The organism is Stenotrophomonas sp. 62841_Sma (assembly GCF_056482945.1).
The window spans coordinates 2,892,222-2,918,057 of record NZ_CM151224.1 but is presented as its reverse complement, the minus strand read 5'-3'; the positions used below and the strand labels follow the sequence as shown (position 1 = coordinate 2,918,057).

Genomic DNA, 25,836 nt, shown 5'->3' with positions numbered 1-25,836 from the left:
GGAACGGTCCGGGCAGCCGGCCAGTGGCCGGCTCCACCACGCGGTCGGAACACAGTCGTTGCGGCGGCTGCGGTGGGCCGACCACTGGTGATGCAGGTGTTCTGTTTCGCTCGCTGGCGGCGGGTGCAGGCTGGGTAGTGCCGGCCGCTGGCCGGCAATCCGGAATGCCGGGGCAGCCGGCCAGCGGCCGGCTCTACCACGCGGTCGGATCACAGTCGTTGCGGCGGCTGCGGTGAGTCGGCCACTGGTGATGCAGGTGTTCTGTGTTGCTCGCTGGCGGCGGGTGCAGGCTGGGTAGTGCCGGCCGCTGGCCGGCAATCCGGAATGCCGGGGCAGCCGGCCAGCGGCCGGCTCTACCACTTCAGCGCCGCTGTGCCAGCAGCAGATGGAAGTGCTTTTCGCGGATCTGGCCGTCATTGCCGGCTGCAGATTCCCGGTGGCTGCGCCAGGCCGAGACGCGGAAGCCCGATACCCGCAGCGCCAGCTCCACCGCGTCCAGCTCATGCAGTTGGAAGTCGGCAGCAAATGGCAGGCTGCGCATGAAGCTGGCGTCGCCAAAGGCCAGGCACAGGCGGCCGCCCCGGCGCAGCACCCGCGCCAGCTCGTCCAGCACCGGCGCCAGGTTCGGCCAGAAGTACAGGGTGTTGACCGCCAGCGCGGCATCCATCGAGGCATCGGCGACCGGCAGCGCATGAGCGTCGCCGTGTCGCATCGCGGCACGCTCGGCCAACCCGGCGCTGGCCAGGCGCTGGTTGCCGGCCTCGACCATGGCGGTGGACAGCTCAATACCCAGATAGTGGCTGTCGGTGGCCTGCAGCATCAGCGGCGCGAAGGCCGCATTGCCGGGGCCGATCTCCAGGACCCGTTCGCCAGTGCCGACGGCCAGCAGCCCGATCGCGGCCAGGTTGAGTGCGCCGTTGCTGCGGTTCATCGAGTCAGCCACCGCCAGCGCGGCCTCGCCATGGGGCTGCCGCAGCTGTGCGGCCAGAGTGGGAGCATCCAGCATCATCATCGTCCGTTGCAGAGTTTCGGACGTGGCGGCGGCGGGTCCGCCGGTGACCATAGCGCCGACCTTGTGGCTTGGGAAGTAGGGAAACCCCGCTTCGGGGTGATGAGGAAATGTCCAGCGTCGCAGTCGGTGAGATCTGGTTGTCCACAGGGGGTGTGGATTACGCGTGGGCAACTTTGTGGATAAGCCGCGACAGGCGCCACCCCCCTAGGCTGTCAAGATGGGTGGCGAAAAATTCACCGCCGGTGAGGACAGGTGAGGGAGCGGTGAAGGCTGGGGCCTGCCAACGCTGTCGCCAGCGGCGGCGCTCGCGGTAACCTGTGGGCCTTGATGCTCCGTGAGACTCCATGAAACGTCACTTCTCGATGCTGCGCGAATTCCAGCTGGCCGACTGGTTCACCCTGGCCAATGCTTTCTGCGGCACCGGTGCGGTCTTTGCCGCAATGCGCTTCCTGCAGGACGGCGAGCGCGGCTACCTGCTGTTCGGCATGGCGTTGATCCCGCTGGCTTTCATTTTCGACGCCCTCGACGGGCGCATCGCGCGCTGGCGCAAGTCCAGCTCCACCCTGGGCCGCGAGCTGGACTCGCTGTCCGACGTGATCTCCTTCGGTGTGGCCCCGGCGGCGCTGGCCTACGCCTGCGGCATGCAGGGCGGCTGGGACTGGCTGGTGCTGAGCTATTTCGTCTGCTGCGGCGTCAGCCGCCTGGCGCGCTACAACGTCACCGCCGAGGCGCTGGCCGGCGACGAGGGCAAGGTCGCGTATTTCGAGGGCACCCCGATCCCGACCAGCCTGGTGCTGGTGATCGTGCTGGCGATCGCCGCCGGTACCGATGCCATCGGCCAGAACATCTGGTTCGGCCAGTGGCAGATCGGCCCGTGGCAGCTGCACCCGATGGTGCTGTTGTTCGCCCTGTCCGGGTCGCTGATGATCAGCAAGACCCTGCGTATCCCCAAGCCATGAGCCAGCCCTGCGGAGGCCTGCGATGACCAGCTCGGCCCACGACGCCGGCAGCAGTGATTTCGAAACCCTGGCCCGGCAGTACTTCGGCGCCTGGGGCGATGCCCTGCGCCATGCGAGCACGCCCGGCGCACCGGCTGGTGACGACCCCGGCAGCTGGCAGCGGTTGTTCGACTGGTGGGGCCAGCTGTTGCCCGAGCAGGGGCAGGGCGCGCCGGAAGATGCCGTGCGCCGCTTCCGCGAACAGGCGGGCAGCTGGTACGGCACCATGCAGGAAGTGGCCGCGCGTTTCGCCGGCCGCGACGCCAGCAGTGCCGACGTGGCACAAGCCTGGCGCGAGGCGGTGCAGGGGCAGGGCGACGGCATGCTGCAGTGGATGCTGCAGGGCGCCCGTGGCAGCACCCACGCTGGCGCCGCTGTACCGGAGTTTGCCGCCTGGCTGCAGCAGTTCCAGCTGCAGGCCGGTCCGTGGCTGCAGAGCCCGGCGTTCGGGCCCGGCCGCGAGCACCAGGCGCGCTGGCAGGCGCTGCTGCGGGCGCAGGAGGAATACCAGCAGCATTCACGCGCCTACGTCGATCAGATCAAGCAGGCACTGGACGAGGCCTTCGCGCTGTTCGAGCAGCGCCTGGCCGAGCACGAGCAGCCGGGCAGCCAGCTGACCAGCGCCCGCGCGATGTTCGACCTGTGGATTGAAGTGGCCGAGGAGGCCTACGCCAAGGTCGCCATGTCCGAACCGTTCCAGCAGGTGTATGCCGCGCTGGGCAACGCTCAGATGCGCCTGCGCGCCGGCCTGCAGCGCGAGGTGGAACAGATGAGTGAACGGATCGGCCTGCCGACCCGCAGTGAGATGGACGCCGCGCACCGCCGCATCGCCGAGCTGGAGCGCAGCCTGCGCCGCCTGCAGGCACAGGTGGCGGCCATGGCCGGTACGGGCGAGGTCGATCCGGTGGCACAGCCGGCGCCGGCGAAGGTGAAGCCGGTCGCGCGCAAGGCCGCGAAGAGGGCCGCGCCGGCAAAGAAGGCGGCTGCGAAAAAGGCGCCTGCGAAGAAGGCTGCACCAAAGGCAGCGCCCCGTACTTCCACGCGGACGCGTGACCGATGAAAGGACCGCTGGGCTTCAACGCCGATGACCTGATGCAGGAAACCCTGGCCATGCAGCGCAAGCTGATGGAAGGGCTGAAGCTGCTGCCGCAGGTGGAAGACGTGGACTATGGCGTCACCGCCCGCGAGGAAGTCTGGCGCGACGGCAAGGTGGTGCTGTACCGCTTCGTCGGCGAACAGGCACCGACCCGGCGCACGCCGCTGCTGATCGTCTACGCGCTGGTCAACCGGCCGTACATGGTCGACCTGCAGGCCGACCGTTCGCTGGTGCAGAAGCTGCTGGCGCTGGGGCAGGACGTCTACGTGCTGGACTGGGGCTACCCGGATCGCTCGGAGCGCTTCCAGACCCTGGAGGACTACCTGCTGCGCTACATCGATGGCGCGGTCGATACGCTGCGCGCGCGCAGTGGCGGACCGGTCGACCTGCTCGGCATCTGCCAGGGCGGCGTGTTCGCGCTGTGCTACGCCGCGCTGCGCCGGCAGAAGCTGGGCAAGCTGATCACCATGGTCACCCCGGTCGATTTCCACACCGCCGACAACATGCTCTCGCACTGGGCGCGGCAGGTGGATGTGGACCTGTTGGTTGACACGCTGGGCAACATCCCGGCCGACCTGATGAATGCCAGTTACCTGATGCTCAAGCCGTTTCGCCTCAACGTGCAGAAGTACGTGGGCCTGCTCGACATCCTCGATGACAAGGCCGCGCTGGAGGATTTCCTGCGGATGGAGAAGTGGATCTTCGATTCACCGGACCTGGCCGGCGAGGCGTTCCGCGACTTCATCAAGCAGTTCTACCAGGGCAACGGGCTGATGAACGGCACGGTGCGGATCGGCGAAGAGGCGGTGGATCTGTCGAAGGTGACCCTGCCGGTACTGAACATCTACGCCGAGCAGGACCATCTGGTGCCGCCGGATGCCTCGCGCGCGATGCGTGGACGCCTGGGCACCGAGGATTACACTGAGTCCAGTTTCCGTGGCGGCCATATCGGCATCTACGTGTCCGGTCGCGCGCAGCGCGAAGTGCCGGCCACGATCGATGGCTGGCTGAAAGCGCGCGACGTGTAAGGCTTGCTTCGCTTTTGTAGAGTCGAGCTTGCTCGACTGCCTTGGAGAATAATGATGTCGCAACGGTTCACGCTGCTGCTTGCCACGCTGCTGCTGGCAGTACCTGTTGCCCACGCCGCACCCAGTACGGATGCACGCCGGGAGATCGCCCAGCTGATCTCCAGCCTGGACGGCTCCCAGTGCCGGTTCCAGCGCAATGGCAGCTGGTACGACGGCAGCGATGCGCGGTCGCACCTGCAGCGCAAGTACGATTACCTGCTGAAGAAGAACATGGTGGACAGCGCAGAGCAGTTCATCGAGCGCGCCGCCAGCCAGAGCAGCATGAGCGGCAAGCCCTATCGCATCCAATGCCCGGGGCAGCCTGAACAGACCGCGGCCGCCTGGTTCGGCGCCCGCCTGCAGGCCCTGCGCCACCGCACGCCGTAGACATAGGGGCGGTGTAGAGTCGAGCCATCTCGACTGCTTTTTCCCGTAGCCCAGGAGAACCGCCATGAACACCGCGCCGCGCACGCTGTCGCGTTCATTGAACGACCGCATGATTGCCGGCGTGATGGGCGGCATCGCCCACCGCTTCGGCTGGAACCCCACGCTGGTGCGGATCGTGTTCGTGCTGGTCTCGATCGGCTCGGCGGCCTTCCCCGGCATCCTGGTCTACCTGATCCTGTGGCTGCTGATTCCCAACGAGGCCGATTGAAGACTCCCGTGACGCCCTGGCCGGTCTGGCTGCGCGCGCTGCAGGTGCTGGGTGCGGTGTGGACGTCCCCCAATTCACTGCTCGGCCTGATCGGTGGACTGGCCGGCATGCTCGGCGGCGCGACGCTGCGCTGGAGCGGCCGTGACTGTGCGCTGGTTTTCGATCGCTGGCCGTGGGGGCCGGGTGGGGCGATCACCCTGGGCAACGTGATCCTCCACACCGGCCATGACCTGGGCATTTCCTGCCGCACCTATGCCCATCAGGCGGGGTGGGGCGTGGAGCCGCTGATCCGGCTGGATGACCACGAACGCGCGCACGTCTACCAGTACATGGTGCTGGGGCCGCTGTACCTGCCGGTGTACCTGCTGTGTGGCGGGGTGAGTGCGCGCAACCCGTTCGAGCGCGCGGCCGATCATTTCGCCCGGTTCGGGCGTGGCTGGTGGCCGTAGGTTCCAGCCAACGGCGCAGCCCCTCGTGGCTTGGTCGCGGAATTTGTTTCATGTGATTGGGTCGGGCGGGGTGGGGTCGCGGGACACGCCGTAAACCCGTCCCTGGGGGCTCGATGGCGCCATCCATGGCGCCAACGGTCCCGCGAACCCACCCCGCCCGACCCCTGACAGTTTCCGTGCGCGTCCAGCCACGGAGAAGAAAAAGAACAGCAGAAGCGGGTCGCGCGCTGCGCTTGCTCGCGAGCCGAGCCTGCGGTCGGCTTCGCGGACTGGTCTGAAAGCAGCCGAGCGTGGGCTCGGCTCTACAAAAAGCGGCCAGCCAGGCTGCTTTTGCTTTTGATCTTCTTTTTTCTTCTCCGTGGGTGGTAGACGCAGCAGAAATCTGTCAACGGCCGGGTGGGTGGGGCTGGCGGGGTATCCGCGGCATGGATGCCGCGGCTAAGCCCCCAGGGACGGGTTCACGGCGTCCCCGCCAGCCCCACCCACCCGGGCAGCCCACAGGAAACCGGCTTTCCGCGATCATCCCAAACCACCCACGAGGGGCTGCGCCGTTGGCTGGAAACCCCCGATTCGTTAGCCGGAAGTTAAAGATCCGTAAGCATTCTGCTGCGATCCCGCAGTCATCTGCATGCAACCGATCGTCATTAGCCTTCGTGACGTTCCAGTCAGGTTCGACGCGGTAAGCTCTCCCTCGATGAGCTCGCAGCATCGCTCATCGAGTGCAGTACGCAGTAGCAATTTGGAGGAATACATCACATGGCAATCGTTCTTTATGTCGGTGGTAGCAAGGATGGCGAGAAGGGCGTGGTGCCCTACGGCTTCAGCAAATCCCGCGCCGACACCGCGCTGGGGCCGGAGTTCTACACGGAGCGGTTCATGGAACTGCAGGGTGTCGGCAAGGTCCGCCTGATGGCCCTGGAAGGCATGCGTGACGAGATCGTCATGCAGCGCGCCGCCCGCCACTACCGCTGACCTCCGCAACACGCGGCAGGGTGCGCCCACCATCGCGCGCCCGCGCCGGCATCCCAGCCCAGGGCCAGTCCGAGCCCTCTTTTCGCCAGGATGCCGGCGTCCACTCCGGCCCCGCCGCTGAACCTCGCCCCCTGTCAATGCCTTGTCCGGCTCCGTCGTGGATTGCCAGAATGGGGTCTTCCCGTAACGCGGCACAGACCTGAAGCAATGCACGACGCCAAGAACGCCCAGAGCGCGCTCGCCCAGCAGATCGCCCAGACCATCGCCGACGAGATCGGTGCCCAGTCCGCCCAGGTACGTGCCGCCGTCGGCCTGCTCGACGAGGGCGCCAGCGTTCCGTTCATCGCGCGCTACCGCAAGGAAGTGACCGGGGGCCTGGACGACACCCAGCTGCGCAACCTGGAAGTGCGCCTGACCTACCTGCGCGAACTGGAAGACCGTCGCGCGGCGGTGCTGGCCAGCATCGGTGAGCAGGGCAAGCTCAGCGACGACCTGCGCAACGACATCCTGGCCGCCGACACCAAGAGCCGGCTGGAAGACCTGTACCTGCCGTACAAGCCCAAGCGCCGTACCCGCGCCCAGATCGCCCGCGAGGCCGGTCTGGAACCGCTGGCTGATGGCCTGCTGGCCGACCCGACGCAGGACCCTCAGGTCTTCGCGGCTTCCTTCGTCGACACCGACAAGGGCGTGGCCGACACCAAGGCTGCGCTGGAAGGCGCCCGCGCGATCCTGATGGAGCGCTGGGGCGAAGATGCCGCGCTGGTCGGTGAGCTGCGCACCTGGCTGGGCGAGACCGGCGTGATCCGTGCCCGCGTGGCCGAGGGCAAGGAAACCGAAGGCGCCAAGTACCGTGACTATTTCGAACATGCCGAGGCACTGGCGAAGATTCCCTCGCACCGCTTGCTGGCGCTGTTCCGTGCGCGCCGCGAGGAGATCCTGTTCCTGGAACTGGACCCGGGCAGCGAGGCCGAGGCCGGTCACCAGTACGCCGAAGGACGTGTGGCGCGCAAGGCCGGCATCGCCGATCAGGGCCGTGCCGCCGACCGCTGGCTGCTGGATGCCTGCCGCCTGACCTGGCGTGCCAAGCTGCACACCCATCTGCTGCTGGACCTGTTCAACCAGGCTCGCGAAAAGGCCGAGGCCGAAGCCATCGCAGTGTTCGGCGACAACCTGAAGGACCTGCTGCTGGCCGCCCCGGCGGGCCCGAAGACTGTACTCGGGCTGGATCCGGGCATTCGTACCGGCTGCAAGATCGCCGTGGTTGATGCGACCGGCAAGCTGGTCGCCACCGACACCATCTACCCGCACGAGCCGCGCCGCCAGTGGGAGCAGTCGCTGCAGACGATCAAGCAGCTGTGCGCCAAGTACAACGTGGAACTGATCGCGATCGGCAACGGCACCGCCAGCCGCGAAACCGACAAGCTGGCCGGCGAAGCGATCAAGGCGGCCGCGAACCCGAAGCTGCAGAAGGTAGTGGTCAGCGAGGCGGGTGCGTCGGTGTACTCGGCGTCCGAGTTCGCGGCCAAGGAATTCCCGGGGCTGGACGTGTCCCTGCGTGGCGCGGTGTCCATCGCGCGCCGTCTGCAGGATCCGCTGGCCGAACTGGTCAAGATCGAACCCAAGGCGATCGGTGTCGGCCAGTACCAGCACGACGTGGACCAGTACCGCCTGGCACGGGCGCTGGATGCGCGGGTCGAGGACTGCGTGAATGCCGTGGGCGTGTACGTGAACACCGCTTCGGCCGCGCTGCTGTCGCGCGTGTCCGGCCTGTCGTCCACGGTGGCCGAGAACATCGTGCGCCATCGTGACGACAATGGCCCGTTCAAGCGTCGCAAGGACCTGCTGAAGGTCGCGCGCCTGGGCGAGAAGACCTTCGAGCAGTGCGCCGGCTTCCTGCGTATCGCCGATGGTGACCAGCCGCTGGACGCCTCGGCGGTGCACCCCGAAGCCTACCCGGTGGTCGAGCGCATCGTGGCCAGCACCGCGCGCCCGATCAAGGCGCTGATCGGTGATGGCAGCTTCCTGCGCGGCCTGAAGGCAGAACAGTTCACCGACGACACCTTCGGCGTGCCGACCGTGCGCGACATCCTGAAGGAACTGGAAAAGCCGGGTCGTGACCCGCGTCCGGAGTTCAAGGCCGCGCGCTTCGCCGAGGGCGTCGAGGACATCAAGGACCTGCGCGAGGGCATGGTGCTGGAAGGCGTGGTCAGCAACGTCGCGGCCTTCGGCGCCTTCGTCGATATCGGCGTGCACCAGGATGGCCTGATCCACATCTCGGCGCTCTCCGATACCTTCGTGAAGGACCCGCGCGACGTCGTCAAGGCCGGCGATATCGTCAAGGTCAAGGTGCTGGAGGTGGACGTGGCGCGCAAGCGCATCGCCCTGACCCGGCGCCTGGACGACACCCCCGGCCAGGCCACCAGCCGCCCGGGCCAGCGTGATGACCGCGGCCAGGGGCAGGGGCTGCGCCGCGACGCAGGCGGCCAGAACCGCGGGCCAAACCGGGGCCAGGGCAATGGCGGCCGTTCCGCTCAGTCCGCGCCCCCGGCCAACAACGCCCTGGCGGAGGCCTTCGCCCGCGCCAAGCGCAGTTGAGGACCGTGTCCCCCGTCACGCTTGATTCGTGGCGGGGGACTTGTCGATTTTCCCCGTGATTGCGCACACTTGCGCCTGAGGGGGGCGTTTGGCCTCCCCGCTGTCGCTGGGGAGGGCCATGACGCCAGCAGGACCCGTTGTCTTCGTTGAGGGCTGCAGCGCTGTGCTGCGGCTGCTGCCCGCCTGTGCGGGCCGGGGACCGGATTGATGGCGGGCCAGGGAAACAACGGCAACGGGCTGCTCGAGCGGCGCCTGCAGGAACTGGCAGAGGAGCGCCGGCGCCTGGCCATGATCATCGACGGCACCGCTGCCGGTACCTGGGAATGGAACGTGCAGACCGGCGAAATGCGGGTCAATGCGCGCTGGGCGGAGATTGTCGGCTATCGCCTGGAAGAGCTGGAGCCGGTGTGCCAGAAGACGTTCCTGAAGCTGGTCCACCCCGACGACATCGTCCTGTCCGACGCGGCACTCGAGGATCACTTCGAAGGCCTCAGCGACAACTATGTCTGCCTGCTGCGCATGCGCCACAAGAATGGCCAGTGGATATGGATCCACGACCGTGGCCGCGTGTTCGAATGGGACGGGCAGGGACGACCGCTGTGGATGGCCGGTGCGCACGCCGACGTGACCGAGCTGCAGCAGGCGCGGCAGGATGCGGCCGAGAGCCGGCAGCGATTGCAGGCCGTGGTCGACGCGTCCGATGAGGTGGCGGTGATCGCGACCGATACCGAAGGCACCATCACCCTGTTCAATACCGGCGCGGAACGCCTGCTGGGTTACAGCGCGGAAGAAGTGGTCGGCCAGCGGCGACTGGGTGATTTCCACGATCCGGACGAGCTGGCGGCCTGGCTGCGTCCGCTGGCGGCTGCGGACGGAAGCCTGCCGGGCGCGTTTGAAGCACTCAGCGCCCGCGCCGATGAGCAGACCTATTCACGGCAGTGGACACTGCGGCGCAAGGATGGCCAGCCACGCCAGGTGCGCTTGTCGATCAGCCGCATGGATGGTGCCGGCGGCGCGCGGATCGGCTATGTCGGCATGTCCATCGACATCACCGAGATCCTGCAGGCGCGCGCCGAAGCACGCCTGTCGGCAGAGAAATTCGCCGGTGCGTTCACGTCGGCGGCGCTGGGCATGGCGCTGGTGTCGCTGGAAGGACGCTGGCTGGACGTCAATGACGCACTGTGCCGGATCCTGGGCTACCCCCGCGAAGAACTGCTGCAGGTTGATTTCCAGCGCCTGACCCACCCCGATGACCTGCAGACCGACCTGGCCCTGGTGCAGGATCTGCTGGCCGGGCGGCGCAGCCACTACCACCTGGAAAAGCGCTATCTCGATCGCGACGGCAAGGTGATCTGGGCGCGGCTGTCGGTGTCGCTGGTGCGCACCGAGCACGGTGAACCGCTGCATTTCGTGTCGCAGATCCAGGACATCAGCGCCCAGCGCAGCAGCGAGCAGCGCCTGTTCGAGAGCGAGCAGCGCAGCCGTATCACGCTTGATGCGGTTGCCGACCTGGTGCTCAGTGTCAGCCTGGATGGCCGTATCGACTACGCCAATGCCGCCGCAGTACGCACCCTGGCGGGTGATGGCGCGCTGTCGCTGGCCGGGCACAAGGTGCAGGACGTGCTGGCACTGACCACCGAATATGCGCCCGGCTCGGTACTGGATGTGTCGGTCCTGCTGGACCCGGAAAGCAATGCGGTGGACCTGCACGCCGATCTTCTGCTGCGCCTGGGCACGGCCACGATCCCGGTCGACCTGACCCGTGCCTGGCTGCGCGATGATGAAGGTCATGTACGCGGTGCAGTGTGGGTACTGCGTGATGACACCCAGCAGCGCGCGCGCCAGCGCGAAGCGCGCCATCTGGCCGAGATCGATCCGCTCACCGAGCTGAGCAACCGTCGCGGCTTCGAGGTGCATCTGCAGCAGGCGATCACCCGCGTCGAGCGAACTGGCCAGGCCGCGTCGTTGATGTACATCGACCTGGACCGCTTCAAGCCGGTCAACGACACCTGGGGCCATCTGGCTGGCGATGCCGTGCTGTGGGCGGTGGCCAGCGTGCTGCGCCACGGTGTGCGCGATTCGGACGTAGTGGCGCGTCTGGGCGGCGACGAATTCGCAGTGATCCTGTCCGGCTGCACGCCGCGTCGTGCCGCGCGCATCGGCGGTGAACTGCTGCACACCCTGGCATCGCTGTCGATTCCGTGGGACCGGGACCGCCTGCATGTGGGTGCCAGCATCGGTATCGCGCCATTGGCGGGTGGGATGAGCGTGGACCAGGCCGTGGCAGCGGCTGATGCCCAGTGTTACCGGGCCAAGGCAATGGGTCGCAACAACGTACAGGTGCAGGGCGAGGCCAGTGAGCTGCCCGGCGATGATTCCGAAGCCGCCGAGGGCTGATCTCAGCCTGTGAGAGAGCGTGCGCGAATACTGCGCGCTCATCCACTCATGCAGGTGATCCCATGAAGGTCTGGAACCCGGTTGCGATGCGGGCCTACGCCCCGGCGATGGTTGGCTGGTGCCTCGCGCTGGCTGCCTGCCTGCGTGCGGAACAGCTGCGCGGCGACCTTCACGCGCAGGCCCTGCTGCCGGTACTGCAGGGCGGCGCGGTCGCCCTGCTGGTGTTCACGCTGTCCTGTATCGGTGCCGCCAGCATCGTGCTGTGGCGGACGGGCAGGAACGCGGTGGAGTGATGCGGTGGATGGTCACCGCATCCTCCACGTCATGTTGCGTCAACGCAGTACTTCATCCGAACTGACCAGCTGCACGTCATGCATCAGGTTGAGGTAAGCCTCGTAATAGCCCTTGTGCGAGGCACCGACGATGGTCAGCATGCGGGTGCCTGGATGCTGGCCCAGGATGTCGCGCATGTTGGCGACCATGCGCAGGTTGCGGGTTTCCCAGTAGCCCACGTAGTTGCGGCCGAAGCCTTCCGGCGAGGGCTCGACGAGGGTCGCGCCGAAATCGCTGTTGAAGGCCACCATCGCGGCCTCGGGTGTGTTGTAGGCGCGATACATTGCGAGCAATCCATCCGGTTGAGCAAGATTGGCCTCCAGTCGTTCATCGGCCGCCCTGCGCGCTTTGACGAAGGAATTGTCCCAGGCACCGCGTATGGCGGCAGCGTAGGCCTTCTGCTGCGATTCCGGTGTTGGCGAATCTGCAGTGTGGTCGTCGACCGACCACAGGCGCTCCAGCCCCAGGCGTGCCGCAAGTACGCCGGCCACCAGTCCGGCCTCGTTGCGGCGGGCCATGCGCGTGTCGAGGAACTGCACCAGTTCCGGTGTCAGGCTGTCCGAAGCACGTCGCTCTTCCCTGGACAGCCGCAGCCATTGGACGACTGCCGAGCTGCTTTCGCCCGCGGCCAGGAACACGGCGGCCAATCGGCGCCGCTGGGCAGCGGTCGGCGCCTTCGGCCAATCCGCAAGCAGGCGTTCCATCTCCACGTTGGCGCTGGGCACGTCCAGGCCGGTGGCGGCCTGCGCCGGTGCCGGATCGACGCAGTAGTCCGCTACGCTCTCCGCGTATCGGGCCGGATTGCGGCGCATGAAGTCACACTGCAGGCCGGACAGGTTCTCCACCGCGATCGCGGTGGGCCGCCAGGCTTCCAGGCGCTGCAGCAGAGGTTCCAGCATCGCCGGCGTGAAGGTCTCCGGCAGGCTGGACAGGTGCGGGCTGCCCAGCACCAGCACTTCGTTCGGGCGTCCTGCGGGTGGTCCCTTCAGCTGGTCGGGGTGGAAGGCGGGTCGATAGGCGGCGTCGTTGGCCAGCGCGCTGCTGCTGCACAGGGCCAGGAAGAGAAGGCTGGCAAAGCGAGGGAACATGCGATCTCCATGTCGATAAGCATCCTGCGGGACCTTCATGCTGGTCATTTTCTCCTGCTGGGGAATCCCGCATTGGTCATGTAAACCTTTCTGCCTTGAGCTGCATCCTTCTGCTGAGCGATGCTGCACGCAATGCCCAGGCGATGCAGAAGATGACATTGGACGACCGGACCATCGACAGTCCGCGGCTGCACCTCCGGCCATTCACGCCCGGTGACGCCGACGAGGCATTTGTGGCAATCACACCCGGGCTGACCCGCTATATGGCGTTTGAGCCGCCACCCTCGAAGGAGGCGTTTGCTGCCGTCTGGCGGACGTGGCTGCTTACCATCGCCGACGGGACCGACATCACGTTGGTGATCCGCAGGCGCGGGGATGGGGTATTCCTTGGCCTGGCAGGCCTGCATCGAGCCCGTGAAGCAGAACCCGAACTGGGCATCTGGATCGCAGAAGTGATGCATGGGCACGGCTATGGCCGCGAGGCAGTGGCGGCGGTGTGGTCGGCGGCCTCCGGGCGCCTGCGCTGTGCTGCGTTCCGCTACCCGGTGGCGGAACGGAACCGGTCCAGCCGTGCACTGGCTGAGTCCCTTGGTGGGCAGGCTGTGGCACGTGAGCAGGGCGTGAAGTACACGGCAATCGTCTACCGCATTCCGGCTGCAATGCACAGAGTTGCGACGGACGTCGCGGAATCCCGCTAAAGCGGCCGACGGCGTCGCCGATACTCCCTCTGGATCCCGCTCCAGTCACCCGCCGCAGGACCCCAGGCTGCCCCCGACGGGCGGTCCGCGCAGTGTGTTCCGCCGCTTCCAGATGCCGATCGCACCGGCAGCAGACGTTCTTGGCAGTCGCTCGAGAGGTGCCCGTTGGCACCTGTAGTCCCTGGCAACTGATGTTGCCGCCGGGCATCCCGCCCGTCGGGTCACAACCGCTTACCGGACACCGAGGATCAGACAATGCTCATTCCAGGCTTCACGGCAGGCGCGCAGGCGCCGGCCGAGCTGCATACCCGTTGGTCGCCGTGGCGTGCGCTGCTTGGCGTGCTGGCGCCGCAGCAACGCACCAGCACAGAGGCGGCGATGACCGACCGCACCGAGCTGGAAGCGCAGGTGGCCGCGCTGCATCGCGTGCAGGCCATCATCGAGTTCGCGCTCGACGGCACCATCATGCGGGCCAATGACAATTTCCTGCAGGCGATGGGTTACCGGCTGGAGGAGATCCAGGGCAAGCATCACTCCCTGTTCGTCGACCCCGAGCAGGCGCGCAGCGCGGAATACCGCGACTTCTGGGTGCGCCTGGGGCGTGGCGAATATGACGCCGGACAGTACCGCCGCTTCGGCAAAGGTCAGCGCGAGATCTGGATCCAGGCTTCGTACAACCCGGTGCTGGACCGCCAGGGGCGGCCGTACAAGGTGGTCAAGTTCGCGACCGACATCACCGCGCAGAAGCTGCAGGCGGCCGACTCGGCGGGGCAACTGGCCGCGATCGCCAAATCGCAGGCGGTGATCGAGTTCAGCATGGATGGCCGCATCCTGTCGGCCAATGACAATTTCCTGGCCGCTACCGGCTACAGCCTGGACGAAGTGCGCGGGCAGCACCATTCGTTGTTTGTCGAGCCTGAGCATCGCAGCAGCGTCGAGTATCGCCAGTTCTGGGAGAAGCTCGGGCGCGGCGAATATGACGCCGGCCAGTATCGGCGCCTGGGCAAGGGCGGGCGCGAGGTCTGGATCCAGGCATCCTACAACCCGATCCTGGACCTCAATGGCAAGCCGTTCAAGGTCGTCAAGTACGCCACCGACATCACCGCGCAGGTGCACGAGAACCAGGCCATGCAGCGCGCCGTGGCGCAGACCCGCGAGGTGGTGGCTGCCGCCAAGCAGGGCGATCTGACCCAGCGCGTGGCCACCGCCGACAAGAACGGGTCGATCGCCGAACTGTGCGAAGGCGTGAATTCGCTGGTCGAGGCGATGGCCGCGATCATCGGCCAGATCAAGTTCGCCGCGGACACCATCGCAGTCGGCGCGACCGAAATCGCACAGGGCAACAGCGACCTCTCGCAGCGTACCGAGCAGCAGGCGGCCTCGCTGGAGGAAACCGCTGTGTCGATGAAAGGCCTGGCCGAGACCGTGCAGCGCACGGCCACCAACGCGCGCCAGGCCAGCCAGCTGGCCGGCGGAGCGGCCGACGTCGCCGCTCGAGGCGGCACTGTGGTGCATGAAGTGGTCGAGACGATGGCGGTGATCAATGCCTCGTCGCGGCGCATCGTCGACATCATCGGAGTGATCGACGGCATCGCCTTCCAGACCAACATTCTCGCGCTGAACGCAGCGGTGGAGGCTGCGCGTGCCGGTGAACATGGCCGCGGCTTTGCCGTGGTTGCCACTGAGATCCGCGAGCTGTCGCAGCGTTCGGCCAGCGCAGCCAAGGAGATCAAGCACCTGATCGATGAGTCGGTTGCCAATGTGGGCGCCGGCACGGCGCAGGTTGAGAGCGCGGGCCGTACCATGGATGAAATCGTGACCAACGTGCGCCGGGTCAGTGACCTGATGACTGAAATCAGCACGGCCTCGCAGCAGCAGAGCGACGATATCCAGCAGATGAATCATGCGGTCGACCTGATCGATCAGGGCACCCAGCAGAACGCGGCCCTGGTCGAGGAGGCGTCGGCGGCGGCGCGCAGCATGGAAGAGCAGTCGGCGCAGCTGCTGCAGACCGTGGCCAGTTTCCGCGTGCAGGGCGGGGCCGGGCACCGGCACGGAACAGCGGGGCTGCACGCGGTCTAGGCGCGGCGACCGGACGGGTCTTCCTTGCTATCGGTGTCGCCGCGTACGCAGTTGCGTCCGGCATGTTTGGCGCGATACAGGGCCTGGTCGGCGCGTTCGACCAGGTCGCGCGGATCGCGGTCTTCGCCGGGTGCCTGCCAGGCCACGCCGATGCTGATGGTGACGGTGGCCTCGGGGGCGGGCAGGGCTGCGGCTTCAACCGAAGCGCGCAGCCGTTCGCCCAGGCCCAGTGCGTGGGCGGCATCGGGCGAGGGCAGGGCGGCGATGAACTCTTCGCCGCCATAGCGCGCCAGCAGATCGTCACCTCGTTGCAGGCAGCCATCAAGAATGGCGGCGACCGACTGCAGGCGACGATCGCCCTCCGGATGGCCATAGGTGTCATTGAGCCGTTTGAAGTGGTCGATGTCGATCATCAGTACCGCCAGCCCGAGTCCCTGGCGGCGTGCGCGGCCACGGGCATTGCCAAGAGATTCGTCGAAGATGCGGCGGTTGCCCAGCCCAGTCAGCGGATCGCGCCGCGCCAGCGTTTCCAGCTCATCGCGCTGGCGCTGGATCTCCACCTGGCTCAGCACGCTGCGCAGGGCATAGCCGAGCATGGCACCAATGAAGCCCACCGTGGCCAGGGTGGGCTGCAGGCGCGCGACCAGCAGCGCCACCATCATCAGCAGCAAGGGCAGCATCAACGGCACGCCGGCGTCGACGATGCGGCGCAGGCTGCGCGATACCTCCACCGCCGGATAGCGGCGCTTGCTGGCGGCCATGACGGCCAGCACCACGAACAGTCCGCTGATCAGCAGGTCCCCCCAGTTGCCGTCAGGCAGCTGCGGCTGGTAGGTGTTGATGTAGAACGCCAGCAGGAAGTAGCCCAGCGCGTAGATCGCAAGTGTCCGGAAGAAATCGCGGCGGTCGGGATTGTCCTCGGCCAGGAAGCGGATCAGCGCGAAGCAGAACACCAGGCTGTTCTGTAGGTTGCTCATGGCGTTCAGGCACTGCGTCCACAATGCGGCGTTGAAATGCGCCATCGCCCGCGTGTGCCCGAAGTACAGCAGCCACAGCAGTGCGATGATCAGCAGGTCCACCGCGCGGATGCAGCGATTGCCGCCGCCCGGGCTGGCGGCCACGTAGGTCAGGGGGATGCGGTAGAACACGTACAGGATCAGCGAAGACACGGTCATCTGCGCAGGATCGAGGCCGGCCACATTGCGGTACAGCAGCGCGAGCAGGGCCAGCGAGAACAGGCCCACGGCAGCGCCCAGCGTCCGCCATTTGCAGGCCGCCTGGCGGCTGTCACGCGCACGCCGCACGCAGGCCAGTGCAGCCAGCAACGGCGCAGTGATCAGCATCAGGTAGGAGCCGACCGGGTCCTGCGGGCCAACAAAGGCAATGACGAGCGCGTGCGTGACCAGAAAAAACAGTGCCGCACGCAACGTCATGCATTCCCCCGCCCCCAGCTCCGGCTGGGATCACGATAGGCAGAAGCATGTGTGGCTTGCAAGAAAAGTGTGCGCTGCGTCTATTTCGAAGCTTGTTGGAAGTCGCAGTTGTGTTTCAGCATGGTGACGCGGAGCCTTCGACGCGGGCGTACATCCAGAAGTCACGGGGCTGTCCTCGAACCCGCCGGTAAGCGCGCAGCAGGCCTTCGCGCTGCATGCCGAGGCGTTCCAGCACGGCGATCGAGCGGGCGTTGCTGTCCAGGACAGTCGCCTGGATTCGGACCAGAGCGAGTGCGGCATGGCCCCATTCGAGCACCGCGCGTGCTGCGTGCGTGGCCAGTCCCTGACCCTGCCAGCGCGGATCGAGATCATAGGCAAGTTCGCCGCGGCCATGCGACAGGTCGATTCCGTTCAGGCCAACGGTGCCGATCAGCTGGCTGTCGGCGCCCACCAGCGCCCAGCGCTGGTCCGTTGCCGTGGGCAGGTAACCGGCGATCTGGCAACGCAGTGCCCTTTCGGAAACGTCGCCCCAGCTGGTGTGCTCGGTCACGCCCGGCAGCGAGAGATAACGGGCCCAGGCGGCAGCATCATCCACGTGCAGTGGACGCAGCCGTGCGGGCAGGGTGGCAGGGAGCGTAGGCAGGGCGGGCGTTGGCATCGTCGCCAGTGTCGGCGCCCGGGCCCTGAAAATGCAAAAGGCCAGGTCGGGGACCTAGCCTTTGATGCAGTGGTGCCGGTGAAAGGCACTACGGCACGTTTCCCGCTCAATCCCGCTAAGGACCGAATAGGGACTATATCCAACGGATTCAGTGGCTTGCGCGCGCTGCGCGAATTGCTCTAATCACGTGTTGGCCCGTGCCTGCCCGATAGCGTTACGCCAGAATTACGCCGAACATTGGCGGCATGGCATCTATCCAACGACGCGGCACCTCCTGGCGTGCCGAGATCTACAAGGACGGTCGACGCGAGTCGAACACCCTCCCCACGAAGGCGCAGGCGGTCCAGTGGGCGCTGATGCGCGAAGCCGAGCTGACGGGTGCACGCCTCCCAGAGAATACCGTGAAGGACGCCCTGCGCCGCTATGCCGATGAGGTGGCTCCTAAGCACAAGGGTGCGCGGTGGGAGCTGGCCCGGCTGGGACTTCTGGAGCGGGATCCCCTGGCGCTCGTACGTCTGCCCGCTCTGCGGCCAATCCACCTGGCCGAATGGCGCGAGCGCCGCTTGGGCCAGGTCGCGCCCGCCTCCGTCCGGCGCGAGATGAACCTGCTGCAGTCGGTGTTCAAATCCTGCCGGAAGGATTGGGGGTGGCTGAACGGTGACCCGATCAAGGACGTGGACCGGCCGCAGGCGCCGGCGAGCCGGAAGCGCAGGGTGGCCCAGGAGGAGATCGACCGGCTGACGCTGGCGCTGGGATACGACGGCGGCGTGCCGGAGACGGCTCAGCACCGGGTGGCGTTGTGCTTCATGTTCGCCTTGGAGACGGCCATGCGCGCTGGCGAGATCTTGGGTATGAAGTGGTCCGATGTGTCGGCCAAATCCGTGACCTTGCCGAAGACCAAGAACGGCGACGTTCGCCGTGTGCCAATGTCAGCCCGCGCGCGGGAGATCATCAGCCTTCTGCCGCAGGACGCAGATAGCGTTTTCGATCTGGACCCCGGTACGCGAGACACCCTGTTCCGCCGCGCGCGGGATGCCGCTCAGATCGAGAACCTGCACTTCCACGACAGCCGCGCAGAGGCGATCTGGCGGCTGTCGAAGAAGCTGGACGTGATGGAGCTGGCCCGGGTCATTGGCCACCGGGACCTGAAGAGCCTCTTGATTTACTACCAGACCGACGCCGACGAGCTGGCTGACCGGCTCGGTTAGCTTGGCGCCACGCCAGCACCTCGCCGGCAATCCATGTGGCCGGGCGCATGCTGATTCGGACGGGGAAGTCCGGTCTGCAAGCGACGGTTTCCAGCACCGTTCGCGCAGCTAGGCCGAGCAGACTACCGACTTCCTCGGCACCGATGGCTCGCAGCTCGAATGGGATGTTCTCGGCAGCGCCCATAATTCCCTCCCTCAGATCGACGCCAGCGCCGCGCGCTGGGTCTTCGGCTTGCGCTCGGCCAGGCCGAGCTGAAACTGCAGCACGTTGTCCGTTGCCGCAGGCGCGGCGGTGGGGCGCGCGCTGCGCGGAGCGCGGTTCAGGCGACGCCATGCCGCAATGGCCGCATCAGGCTCGGCATGCTTGCTGGTCGACCTGCAGGCGCACTCGACCAGGTGGCCACCGCCGGCGGAAGCGCAGCGCTTGTCGTGGATGTGGCGCGCGCGGTGTCCGGCGGCGCAGTTCGGCAACCCTTCCGGGTGGCTGATATGTTCCTGGGTCATGTGTCAGCTCCATTGGAAACGTGGTTGATTGCAGGCATACACTGGCGTGCATGAGTCAATATGCGAATTCGACGCATGCGGAGTTGTGGCTCCGCGCCAAGGCTGAGGCGGGCGCTCTGCGACAGAGCGCTGACGTTCAGGACTTGGTATTGGCCAAGCGGCCGACGACTCATTGGCAGCGGCAGCAGATCCGGGCCGCCATGGCTCCTGGCGCTGACCGGTCGCTGGCCGACCTTCTGGATGCACTGGCCAGCCAGATACACCACGGCAAACACATTCCCGGCGATGCCGAGCAGCTTCTGCAGGATCCGGCCACCAGCCTTCTGTCGGTGTTCGGCCCGAAGCTGGCCGAGCATCAGCGCAATGCGCGACACCTGGTGGTGCTGGAGGCGGCGAACGTGGTCCTGCGTAAAGACTCGTCGGCTTGGCTGCATGGTGGACAGGCGGGGCAAACGCCACACGAGCGATCGCTGGCCAGCAACGGCGGTTTGGCCGCTGTGCTGCAGGAGCTGGAAGCCCGTCGGAAGCGGTAGGGCGGTCATGCGAACAGGTCCAGTTGGGCCGGCAGTGCCGGTGCGCGCGGCGGTGCCGGCAGCGGGGCGGGGGCAGAGGCGCGCATGCGCGCGCGCTGTGCCGCGTTGAAGGCGAACCAGAAGCCGTGGCCGTGCCGGCGTGCGCGGCACTCCGAGAGGAGCACGCGCGCGGTGTGCTTGGCCTGGTTTAAGCCCTCAGCCATTGGAGGTGTCCTTTTTGCGGGCATCGGCCACCGCCGCCCTCATGTCGCGGCGGACGGTTTCAGCCAGGTGGGCGAGGTTGTGTGCAAGCTGGAACGCGTCGGCCAGCACGCCGCAGGCCTGGTTCTTCAGTTGCCACACGATGTGGCGCTCGGGATCGTCGGTCCCTATGTCGCGGTCCATGCCAGACACTTCGGCGAGGGCGGCCACGGCGCGGTCGTTGAGGCTCGGATGCTCAGCCATTGCGCACCGGCAGGCTGTCGATCAGGGGCAGCCAGCCGACCGGCGTGCCCTTGCCTTCGGTGAAGTGGTCGTGGGTCCAGCACCAGCCGGCGAACTGCCAGCCAATGCGTTCATCCTCACCAACGTTGTCGTTATTGCACGCGCCGATGGTCCACGCCGGTTCGGCGGTGTCCTCGGTGGCGTTCTCTTCGAACTTCACCAGCAGGCGAACCATGGTTCCATCCCGGGGCGCGGTATCCATCGCACGCGGCACCAGGTCCAAGGACCGCGTGGTCTGGCCGATAGCGGGAGCGGTCCCGTCCAGCAAGATGCAGCCCTCTTCCTCGGCGTCCACGCATTCGCAGTAGAGACCGGGCCCGCTGTGGCCCGATTCCATTGAGAAAATCCGGACAAGGCTGCGGTCTTCGAACGGGACATCCAATTCGGGGTCGCCCGCCATCAACAGCGCTTCATGCAGCTGGCACGCGGTCAGCGAAATTCCGGCCGCGTTGTAGGCCGGCTGCTGGCGCGCTGGCTGGCTGGCGGCCAAGTTCATAGCCGCATCGATGGCGGTGCTGTTTGCGCTGTAGCTTCGAACGCGGAAGTACTCGAGGAGGTCGTTTCTGCGTCGACGCGTATCTGCGTCGGCGTGATCCTCACAGAGCCACTGATACCTCAGTGCATCCACGCGCAGCGCGTCGGCCTCGGCGCGCAGGCGAGCGATTTCGGTCTCGTGGTCGGCGAAATTAACGTAAGGGCCATCGCTCACCAGCTCGCAGCTGTCGTGAGCCTCATACCGCTTGATTCCGCCTTGGTTGGTGGTGTTCATGCAGTTTCCTTGTGCTGGTGCCATTGGAAGGAGTGGGTCCGGCGTTCGGCCTTATGGCTGAATCTCCGGGGCCGGGCTGCTGAGCGCAGCCACGGGAATCGGTTGTGGATGCGGCGCATGAGCCGGTGGCTGCTGGCGTGCTGTAGGTGGCCGGCGAAGCTGGCGATGCGGCAGGACAAGTCACGGAAGTCCGCGGGTGTGCCTCGCAGCTGGCCGCCCTGGACGTGCTGGCCTTCCCACTCGGCCAGCGCCGTGTGAAGATGGCCGACCACGCGCCGCCTCGCCAGCGTGTAGGTCGGGTAGATCACGTAGCCGAGGAAGTCCAGGCCGTCCGTCAGACGGCAGAGCTTCTGCTCGGCTTTCAGGCGCAGCCCGAGCTCGTCGCTCAGGAAGGCCTCGATCTGGTCGCGCCAGGCCGCCAGCTGCTCGCGGTCGTGGTGGAACAGCACGAAGTCATCGACATAGCGCAGGTAGCGCTTGGCCTTGAGCACGTGCTTGGCGAACTGGTCCAGCGCGTCCAGGTAGACGTTGGCGAAGAACTGGCTGGAGAGGTTGCCGATCGGCAGGCCTCGGCCGGCGGGTGCATTGGCAAGGCGCTTGTGCGCCGGAACCTGAGCCTGCTCAGAGGCCGTTGCCCGGTACTGGACGCCTGCGTGCAGCGGAGACCGACGCAGCAGCGCGTGAGTGGCCTGCTGGACAACCTTTGCCGCGCTTTGGCGCTGCAGCCGCGTGCGCAGCATCCGCCACAGGGTGGGCCGGTGAATGCTGTTGAAGAAATTGGCCACGTCCAGCTGCAGATACCAGCCGCCGCCCTCGCCGCTGTGCACCTGGCGCACGAACTGCTGGGCCCGGCGCACAGCCGCGTGGCTGCCGCGTTCCTTGCGGTTGGCGTAGCTGTCGTGGATGAACGACGGCTCCCACAGCGCCTCCAGCTGCGGCACCAGCCAGTGGTGCACCACGCGGTCGGCGAAGTCCGGCGCGTGGATCTCGCGCGCCTTGGGCCGCGTGGCCACAAAGCACGTCGACGGGCGCGGTGCCCAGGTGCCGGCCAGCAGCTCGCGCTGCAGCTGCAGCAGGCCGTCTGCCCAGCGGTGGTCGAATCGCAGCTGGTTGAAGCTCGGAACCTTCTGGCGGCGTGCGCGCCGCCATGCTTGGTACAACTCCTGCAGGCCTACCTCTCCCTGAAACTCACCGGCACGACGCACGGCCAACGCGAACCCGTTGTTGTTGCGGTGGTTGTTGTTGACGTTGCCGTTGTTGAAATTGACGTTCCACGCGGACGCCGAGGACCAGGCGGCCGCCTCCCCATACACTTTCGACCAGGCCGCGCAGCCCGGATGCGGATAGCGCGGCTTCGTCATGAGTTAGCCCCCGCGAGGGCGGTACGGGTACTCAGTTTCTTGCCACGCTGCGCGGCGCCATCGGCTTGCGCATTCTGGGCATGGGAGGAACTGGCCAGGTGGCGGCGCCAGCCGCCCGCCTGGGAGCCCAGCTGTTCGGCCAGGCGGATAAGCATTTCGAACTGGCGGAAGCTGGCGAAGGCGCCAACCCCCTTGCCAATCTGCAGGAGCTGCTTGAGGGCATCGATATCCCGCACCAGCACCGCCACCCACCGCGCCTGCTCGGCGCGTTCGCGCCAGGCGTTGTTGGCGTTGATGAACACCTGCTGGGAACGCGCGCGGAGGTCGCTACCGATCTGGTAGCGGTGGTAGCGGGCAAACCGGCGCACGGCGTTTTCGATCTCGACCGCCATGCGTTCGGCGGCCTTGATGATGGGCGGGGGCTGGAACCGGGAAGTCATCGAGAAAGCCTCAGCAGAAAATCAAATCACTGACCGGCACGACGCACGGCCAACGCGAACCCGAAGTAGCCGCGGTGGAGGTCGCTGACGAGGCCGTAGTCGAAACGGACGAGCCACGCGGACGCCGAGGACCAGGCGGCCGGGGTCTTCGACCAGTACCAGTCGTTCTGGATGCCCTTGAAGAAGTCGGTGTTGATGGCCGGCGAGTAGCGGCTGCGGTCGATCAGCAGCTGCAGTTCCTCGATGGTCGGCAGATCCCAGTCGGTGTGGCCCAGCAGGTCCAGGGCTTTGGCGGCGGCCTCACATTCGGCGTGCGGAACGTCGCTGTCCACGATGTTGGTGGCGGTGAACGTCAGACCGTAGTCGGGCAGGAACACGGCGACGTGGTCAGTGGAATCGTCCGGCAGCTGGTTGCGGTCGGCGCCGATCTTCTTGAGGGTGATGGGGTTCATGGTTGCTCCAGGGAAAGGGTCAAAAGGACCAACTACTGACCGGCACGACGCACGGCCAACGCGAACCCGTAGCCGTTGCGGTGGAGGTAGTAGACGAGGCCGAGGTCGAAATTGACGAGCCACGCGGACGCCGAGGACCAGGCGCAGGGCGTGCTGGTCCAGTGCCACCGCGGCAGCACGCCGGGGAACAGGGCGGTATCGATGGCCGGCTCGTGGCGGGTTTCGTCGACCAGGGCGGCCAGCTCGGCGCGAGTGGGCAGGCGCCAGTCGTCGTGGCCGAGCAGGCGCAGCTCGCTGCAGGCCTTCTCGCAGTCGGCCTGGCTCATGGGATCGCCGTCGTTGTCGCCGATGGACTTCACGGCCCACATCAGACCCGTGGCATGGTCGATCACAGCGACGTGGTCGGTGCGCGAGTCGCTGCCGGCAGCGCTGGTGCCATCGGCGAACAGCTTGGTATGGCCGGTGGCGTGGTGGTCGATGACCTGGCAACGCTCAAGTTCGATCAGCTGGCCGGGCAGGATGGTCGCAGCGGAGATGGAAATCTCAGCTTCGCCTTTGGTGCGAATGGTGATGGCGTTCAACGTGCGTTCCTCGCGTTGCTGTGGGTGCCGCCGTCGGCGGCGCTGGTTGGACTGCAGAGAGCTGCCAGTGCTTCCAGCCGCTCCGCCTCGGCGGTGTAGTGGGCTGCTCGTTCCTGGCGGATCTTCGGAGGGAACTGCACGTCTTTCCGGGCATAGTCGGCGGCGTCTCGGTTGGCCTTTGCGAGGCGCGCCGGGTCGTCGTCGAAAATGTCGAGTTGATTGCGCATGCGGTTCCCTCGAGTGGGTTGCCGGCGAGTGGAAGTCCGGCCGGCGCGGAGCCCGGTCACCCGGGCGGGCGGTTGCTCAGTGGGTGTCGTCAGCGGCCATCGGCGCGCGCTGCCGCTCGGCGGTGCGGCGCTGCATTTCGGCCTTGAAGGCTGGCCAGGTGGTCTGGAGGTCTTCCCAGCAGCGCCATGCGAAGAACACGGCGCCGATGGCGCAGGCGAGGGCGACGGCGTCGACCTGGTTGCGCAGTGCCCAAGGGAGCAGTGCGAGGAGCAGTCCGACGACGACGGCGCAGAAGAAGGGCAGGGCCAGGTGGCGCATTACTCGGTCTCCTGTTCGGCGGAGGGCTCGGCCGGCACCGGCGCCGGGCCGACAGGCGGGGTGATAGGCGGGATGCCGACGGCCATGGCGGCGAAGAAGTCGTGGTCGGTCATTCGGCACCAGCCATGGCGCGGACGCTGGGCTGTCCGGCGACCTCTACGGATGGATAGAAGACGCGGTGCTTTCCGCTTTTGAGGTTCCTTGTCCGGATGCTCACCGACGCCCAGGGCGTTCCATCGATGCCGATGTGCAGATCCACGGTCGTGCTGACGATCAGTGCCCTGCGTTCGACAACGGGATGGCCGTAGCGCTGGGAACGGACGATGCAGCTGGCACCGGGCGGATAGTCATCCTGTGCGACACCGAATGCCTCGCGGGCGGCCCGCTCCAAAGTCGACAGGGCTGCGTCGAGCTGCGGCAGCTCGTTCCTGTATCTGCGGCTCATGCAGCACCTGCCTGCGCGCGCGCTGCACGGCGAGCGGCCGCGACAGCGCCTGCAGCGCTCTTGCCCTGCCGCAGGACGGCATTGGCGGCATAGCTGGCGGCTGCGATGACCTGGTTGGGGAGGAGGCCCCAGCGGCGCCCGGCGCGGGCGACGATGCCAGCGGCTGCAGCGGCGCGCTGAGCGTTGGAGTGGTGGTCGAGGGCGGCGCTCATGCGGCTGCTGCCTGCTGGAGAGCCAGCGGCTTGGAGCGGGCAATGGTGGCGACTTCGGTCGCGCCTTCGTCGATAGCGTCGGCGCAGACGGCCAGGTGTTCGGCCAGCTCACGGGCCTCGACCGAGGTCAGGCTGAGTAGGGCGGAGCCTCCGACCTGGACGACGACGGTGCCGGCGTGGGGCCTAGATTCGACGCGGGCTGCGCCGCGGCTGGTGCTGGTGAACGCGGCCATGGCTCAGGCCTTCCTGCTGCTGACGCAGCTGCTGAAGGCCTCGCCGAACGCGGCCGCGAAGGCGGCGGCGATTGGGCGGAGGGTGGCCCAGAGGGGCCGGTTTGCGGTGCGCATGTTGGTCTCCGGCGCCCTGCCTCTGCTGGGAGGCTTCGTGGGCGGCTGGAGATGAGTATGCCTATAGGAATTGGATCGTCAATGCCTATAGGCATAATATTTTGCAGGAGCCGACGAACGGTATGCCCGCATTCATCGGTTTCAGGCTGCTGTTAGCCCTCGCGGACCTGCTTCATGATGTTGCCCAGGGTCGGGCGATCCCGCTCTGTCGATGTGTCGGGTGCGCTTTGCGGGTTCCTCGGCGCAATGAGCGAACGGAGAAGGTGGTTGGTTTCGTCCTGCTTCTGGACCAGCTGAACCAGTAATCGTCGGATCGCCAGGATGGCGAAGGGGACGAACATCCAGACGATCGCAAAGATCAAGAAGAGGACCTGAAGAACGAGATTTCCCGTTCCGAAGATCGGATCCATAGAGCCTCCATG

The 25,836-nt window shown here is 66.7% G+C and carries 33 protein-coding genes; 15 read left to right on the top strand and 18 right to left on the bottom strand.

Annotated elements, in window-relative coordinates; genetic code table 11:
• Positions 1-361 precede the first annotated feature (361 nt).
• Entirely contained in the window at positions 362-1,012 is a 651-nt protein-coding gene (locus ACZK5G_RS13695; RefSeq protein WP_182266321.1) for a class I SAM-dependent methyltransferase, read from the bottom strand.
• A 344-nt stretch (positions 1,013-1,356) separates the two neighbouring features.
• On the opposite strand from ACZK5G_RS13695, the gene ACZK5G_RS13690 reads away from it, so the two are divergent.
• The 10 genes from ACZK5G_RS13690 to ACZK5G_RS13645 all read left to right on the top strand — a co-directional run bounded on the left by ACZK5G_RS13690 (position 1,357) and on the right by ACZK5G_RS13645 (position 11,534).
• On the top strand, positions 1,357-1,971 hold the full coding sequence (locus ACZK5G_RS13690; protein ID WP_032130352.1) for a CDP-alcohol phosphatidyltransferase family protein: 615 nt from the start codon (positions 1,357-1,359) through the stop codon (positions 1,969-1,971).
• Between the two features lie 22 nt (positions 1,972-1,993).
• Positions 1,994-3,070, top strand: coding sequence for a class III poly(R)-hydroxyalkanoic acid synthase subunit PhaE (phaE, locus tag ACZK5G_RS13685; protein ID WP_478463770.1), 1,077 nt, complete (start codon positions 1,994-1,996; stop codon positions 3,068-3,070).
• Positions 3,067-4,134: a class III poly(R)-hydroxyalkanoic acid synthase subunit PhaC gene (locus tag ACZK5G_RS13680; RefSeq protein ID WP_182266320.1), complete on the top strand. Its 1,068-nt coding sequence runs from the start codon at positions 3,067-3,069 to the stop codon at positions 4,132-4,134. The genes phaE and ACZK5G_RS13680 overlap by 4 nt, the downstream gene beginning before the upstream one ends.
• Positions 4,135-4,188: 54 nt before the next feature.
• Positions 4,189-4,560 (top strand): YfeK family protein, encoded by a 372-nt coding sequence (locus ACZK5G_RS13675; RefSeq protein WP_478463769.1) that lies wholly within the window; start codon positions 4,189-4,191, stop codon positions 4,558-4,560.
• A 64-nt stretch (positions 4,561-4,624) separates the two neighbouring features.
• Positions 4,625-4,828, top strand: coding sequence for a PspC domain-containing protein (locus tag ACZK5G_RS13670; RefSeq protein WP_108765471.1), 204 nt, complete (start codon positions 4,625-4,627; stop codon positions 4,826-4,828).
• Positions 4,825-5,277, top strand: a complete 453-nt coding sequence (locus ACZK5G_RS13665) for a hypothetical protein (protein WP_134952084.1) — start codon at positions 4,825-4,827, stop codon at positions 5,275-5,277. The genes ACZK5G_RS13670 and ACZK5G_RS13665 overlap by 4 nt, the downstream gene beginning before the upstream one ends.
• Before the next feature lie 756 nt (positions 5,278-6,033).
• A complete protein-coding gene (locus tag ACZK5G_RS13660) occupies positions 6,034-6,249 on the top strand; it encodes a hypothetical protein (RefSeq protein ID WP_005410085.1) in 216 nt (71 codons plus the stop codon).
• 207 nt (positions 6,250-6,456) lie between these two features.
• Positions 6,457-8,844 carry a Tex family protein gene (locus ACZK5G_RS13655; RefSeq protein WP_478463767.1) on the top strand — a complete coding sequence of 796 codons (2,388 nt, stop codon included), beginning with the start codon at positions 6,457-6,459 and terminating at the stop codon, positions 8,842-8,844.
• A 207-nt stretch (positions 8,845-9,051) separates the two neighbouring features.
• Positions 9,052-11,241: a PAS domain S-box protein gene (locus ACZK5G_RS13650; protein WP_478463765.1), complete on the top strand. Its 2,190-nt coding sequence runs from the start codon at positions 9,052-9,054 to the stop codon at positions 11,239-11,241.
• Between the two features lie 62 nt (positions 11,242-11,303).
• Positions 11,304-11,534, top strand: coding sequence for a hypothetical protein (locus ACZK5G_RS13645; RefSeq protein WP_049400551.1), 231 nt, complete (start codon positions 11,304-11,306; stop codon positions 11,532-11,534).
• Between the two features lie 39 nt (positions 11,535-11,573).
• Here the strand turns inward: ACZK5G_RS13645 and ACZK5G_RS13640 are convergent, their stop codons facing one another.
• Positions 11,574-12,662, bottom strand: a complete 1,089-nt coding sequence (locus ACZK5G_RS13640; protein WP_049461920.1) for a DUF5694 domain-containing protein — start codon at positions 12,660-12,662, stop codon at positions 11,574-11,576.
• 95 nt (positions 12,663-12,757) lie between these two features.
• Between ACZK5G_RS13640 and ACZK5G_RS13635 the strand changes: the two genes are divergently transcribed.
• On the top strand, positions 12,758-13,360 hold the full coding sequence (locus ACZK5G_RS13635; protein WP_478463764.1) for a GNAT family N-acetyltransferase: 603 nt from the start codon (positions 12,758-12,760) through the stop codon (positions 13,358-13,360).
• Between the two features lie 255 nt (positions 13,361-13,615).
• Positions 13,616-15,442 (top strand): methyl-accepting chemotaxis protein, encoded by a 1,827-nt coding sequence (locus ACZK5G_RS13630; protein ID WP_478463762.1) that lies wholly within the window; start codon positions 13,616-13,618, stop codon positions 15,440-15,442.
• Here ACZK5G_RS13630 and ACZK5G_RS13625 read toward each other — a convergent pair.
• Positions 15,439-16,875, bottom strand: a complete 1,437-nt coding sequence (locus tag ACZK5G_RS13625) for a GGDEF domain-containing protein (RefSeq protein ID WP_478463761.1) — start codon at positions 16,873-16,875, stop codon at positions 15,439-15,441. The two genes, ACZK5G_RS13630 and ACZK5G_RS13625, sit on opposite strands and share 4 nt — an antisense overlap.
• 115 nt (positions 16,876-16,990) lie before the next feature.
• Complete coding sequence (locus ACZK5G_RS13620) at positions 16,991-17,533, bottom strand: GNAT family N-acetyltransferase (protein ID WP_478463759.1); 543 nt, start codon at positions 17,531-17,533, stop codon at positions 16,991-16,993.
• 245 nt (positions 17,534-17,778) lie between these two features.
• Between ACZK5G_RS13620 and ACZK5G_RS13615 the strand changes: the two genes are divergently transcribed.
• Positions 17,779-18,741: a tyrosine-type recombinase/integrase gene (locus tag ACZK5G_RS13615; RefSeq protein WP_478463758.1), complete on the top strand. Its 963-nt coding sequence runs from the start codon at positions 17,779-17,781 to the stop codon at positions 18,739-18,741.
• Positions 18,742-18,936: 195 nt separating this feature from the next.
• Here ACZK5G_RS13615 and ACZK5G_RS13610 read toward each other — a convergent pair whose 3' ends face one another.
• The gene (locus ACZK5G_RS13610) at positions 18,937-19,245 is read right to left on the bottom strand and encodes a hypothetical protein (protein WP_478463757.1); all 309 of its coding nucleotides are present in this window, start codon (positions 19,243-19,245) and stop codon (positions 18,937-18,939) included.
• Positions 19,246-19,295: 50 nt separating this feature from the next.
• Here ACZK5G_RS13610 and ACZK5G_RS13605 point away from each other — a divergent pair, with 50 nt between their 5' ends.
• Complete coding sequence (locus ACZK5G_RS13605) at positions 19,296-19,778, top strand: hypothetical protein (protein WP_478463756.1); 483 nt, start codon at positions 19,296-19,298, stop codon at positions 19,776-19,778.
• A 5-nt stretch (positions 19,779-19,783) separates the two neighbouring features.
• On the opposite strand, the gene ACZK5G_RS13600 is transcribed toward ACZK5G_RS13605, so the two are convergent.
• From ACZK5G_RS13600 to ACZK5G_RS13545, 12 genes are all read right to left on the bottom strand, one after another.
• Positions 19,784-19,981: a hypothetical protein gene (locus tag ACZK5G_RS13600; RefSeq protein ID WP_478463755.1), complete on the bottom strand. Its 198-nt coding sequence runs from the start codon at positions 19,979-19,981 to the stop codon at positions 19,784-19,786.
• Positions 19,974-20,222, bottom strand: coding sequence for a hypothetical protein (locus ACZK5G_RS13595; RefSeq protein ID WP_478463754.1), 249 nt, complete (start codon positions 20,220-20,222; stop codon positions 19,974-19,976). The genes ACZK5G_RS13600 and ACZK5G_RS13595 overlap by 8 nt, the downstream gene beginning before the upstream one ends.
• Positions 20,215-21,030: a hypothetical protein gene (locus ACZK5G_RS13590; protein WP_478463752.1), complete on the bottom strand. Its 816-nt coding sequence runs from the start codon at positions 21,028-21,030 to the stop codon at positions 20,215-20,217. Before ACZK5G_RS13590 ends, ACZK5G_RS13595 begins: the two co-directional genes overlap by 8 nt.
• The gene (locus ACZK5G_RS13585; RefSeq protein ID WP_478463750.1) at positions 21,027-22,391 is read right to left on the bottom strand and encodes a reverse transcriptase domain-containing protein; all 1,365 of its coding nucleotides are present in this window, start codon (positions 22,389-22,391) and stop codon (positions 21,027-21,029) included. The genes ACZK5G_RS13590 and ACZK5G_RS13585 overlap by 4 nt, the downstream gene beginning before the upstream one ends.
• A complete protein-coding gene (locus ACZK5G_RS13580; protein ID WP_478463749.1) occupies positions 22,388-22,831 on the bottom strand; it encodes a four helix bundle protein in 444 nt (147 codons plus the stop codon). The genes ACZK5G_RS13585 and ACZK5G_RS13580 overlap by 4 nt, the downstream gene beginning before the upstream one ends.
• Before the next feature lie 26 nt (positions 22,832-22,857).
• Positions 22,858-23,283, bottom strand: a complete 426-nt coding sequence (locus ACZK5G_RS13575) for an Lcl C-terminal domain-containing protein (protein WP_478463747.1) — start codon at positions 23,281-23,283, stop codon at positions 22,858-22,860.
• A 32-nt stretch (positions 23,284-23,315) separates the two neighbouring features.
• On the bottom strand, positions 23,316-23,864 hold the full coding sequence (locus ACZK5G_RS13570; RefSeq protein ID WP_478463745.1) for an Lcl C-terminal domain-containing protein: 549 nt from the start codon (positions 23,862-23,864) through the stop codon (positions 23,316-23,318).
• On the bottom strand, positions 23,861-24,091 hold the full coding sequence (locus ACZK5G_RS13565; RefSeq protein ID WP_478463743.1) for a hypothetical protein: 231 nt from the start codon (positions 24,089-24,091) through the stop codon (positions 23,861-23,863). Before ACZK5G_RS13565 ends, ACZK5G_RS13570 begins: the two co-directional genes overlap by 4 nt.
• Positions 24,092-24,167: 76 nt before the next feature.
• The gene (locus ACZK5G_RS13560; RefSeq protein ID WP_478463741.1) at positions 24,168-24,410 is read right to left on the bottom strand and encodes a hypothetical protein; all 243 of its coding nucleotides are present in this window, start codon (positions 24,408-24,410) and stop codon (positions 24,168-24,170) included.
• 109 nt (positions 24,411-24,519) lie between these two features.
• Positions 24,520-24,855 (bottom strand): hypothetical protein, encoded by a 336-nt coding sequence (locus ACZK5G_RS13555; protein WP_478463740.1) that lies wholly within the window; start codon positions 24,853-24,855, stop codon positions 24,520-24,522.
• The gene (locus tag ACZK5G_RS13550; RefSeq protein WP_478463738.1) at positions 24,852-25,067 is read right to left on the bottom strand and encodes a hypothetical protein; all 216 of its coding nucleotides are present in this window, start codon (positions 25,065-25,067) and stop codon (positions 24,852-24,854) included. The genes ACZK5G_RS13555 and ACZK5G_RS13550 overlap by 4 nt, the downstream gene beginning before the upstream one ends.
• Positions 25,064-25,300, bottom strand: a complete 237-nt coding sequence (locus ACZK5G_RS13545) for a hypothetical protein (protein ID WP_478463737.1) — start codon at positions 25,298-25,300, stop codon at positions 25,064-25,066. The genes ACZK5G_RS13550 and ACZK5G_RS13545 overlap by 4 nt, the downstream gene beginning before the upstream one ends.
• On the opposite strand from ACZK5G_RS13545, the gene ACZK5G_RS13540 reads away from it, so the two are divergent.
• The gene (locus ACZK5G_RS13540) at positions 25,299-25,469 is read left to right on the top strand and encodes a hypothetical protein (protein WP_478463735.1); all 171 of its coding nucleotides are present in this window, start codon (positions 25,299-25,301) and stop codon (positions 25,467-25,469) included. The two genes, ACZK5G_RS13545 and ACZK5G_RS13540, sit on opposite strands and share 2 nt — an antisense overlap.
• Positions 25,470-25,566: 97 nt before the next feature.
• Here the strand turns inward: ACZK5G_RS13540 and ACZK5G_RS13535 are convergent, their stop codons facing one another.
• The gene (locus ACZK5G_RS13535; protein ID WP_478463734.1) at positions 25,567-25,824 is read right to left on the bottom strand and encodes a hypothetical protein; all 258 of its coding nucleotides are present in this window, start codon (positions 25,822-25,824) and stop codon (positions 25,567-25,569) included.
• Between the last annotated feature and the right edge of the window lie 12 nt (positions 25,825-25,836).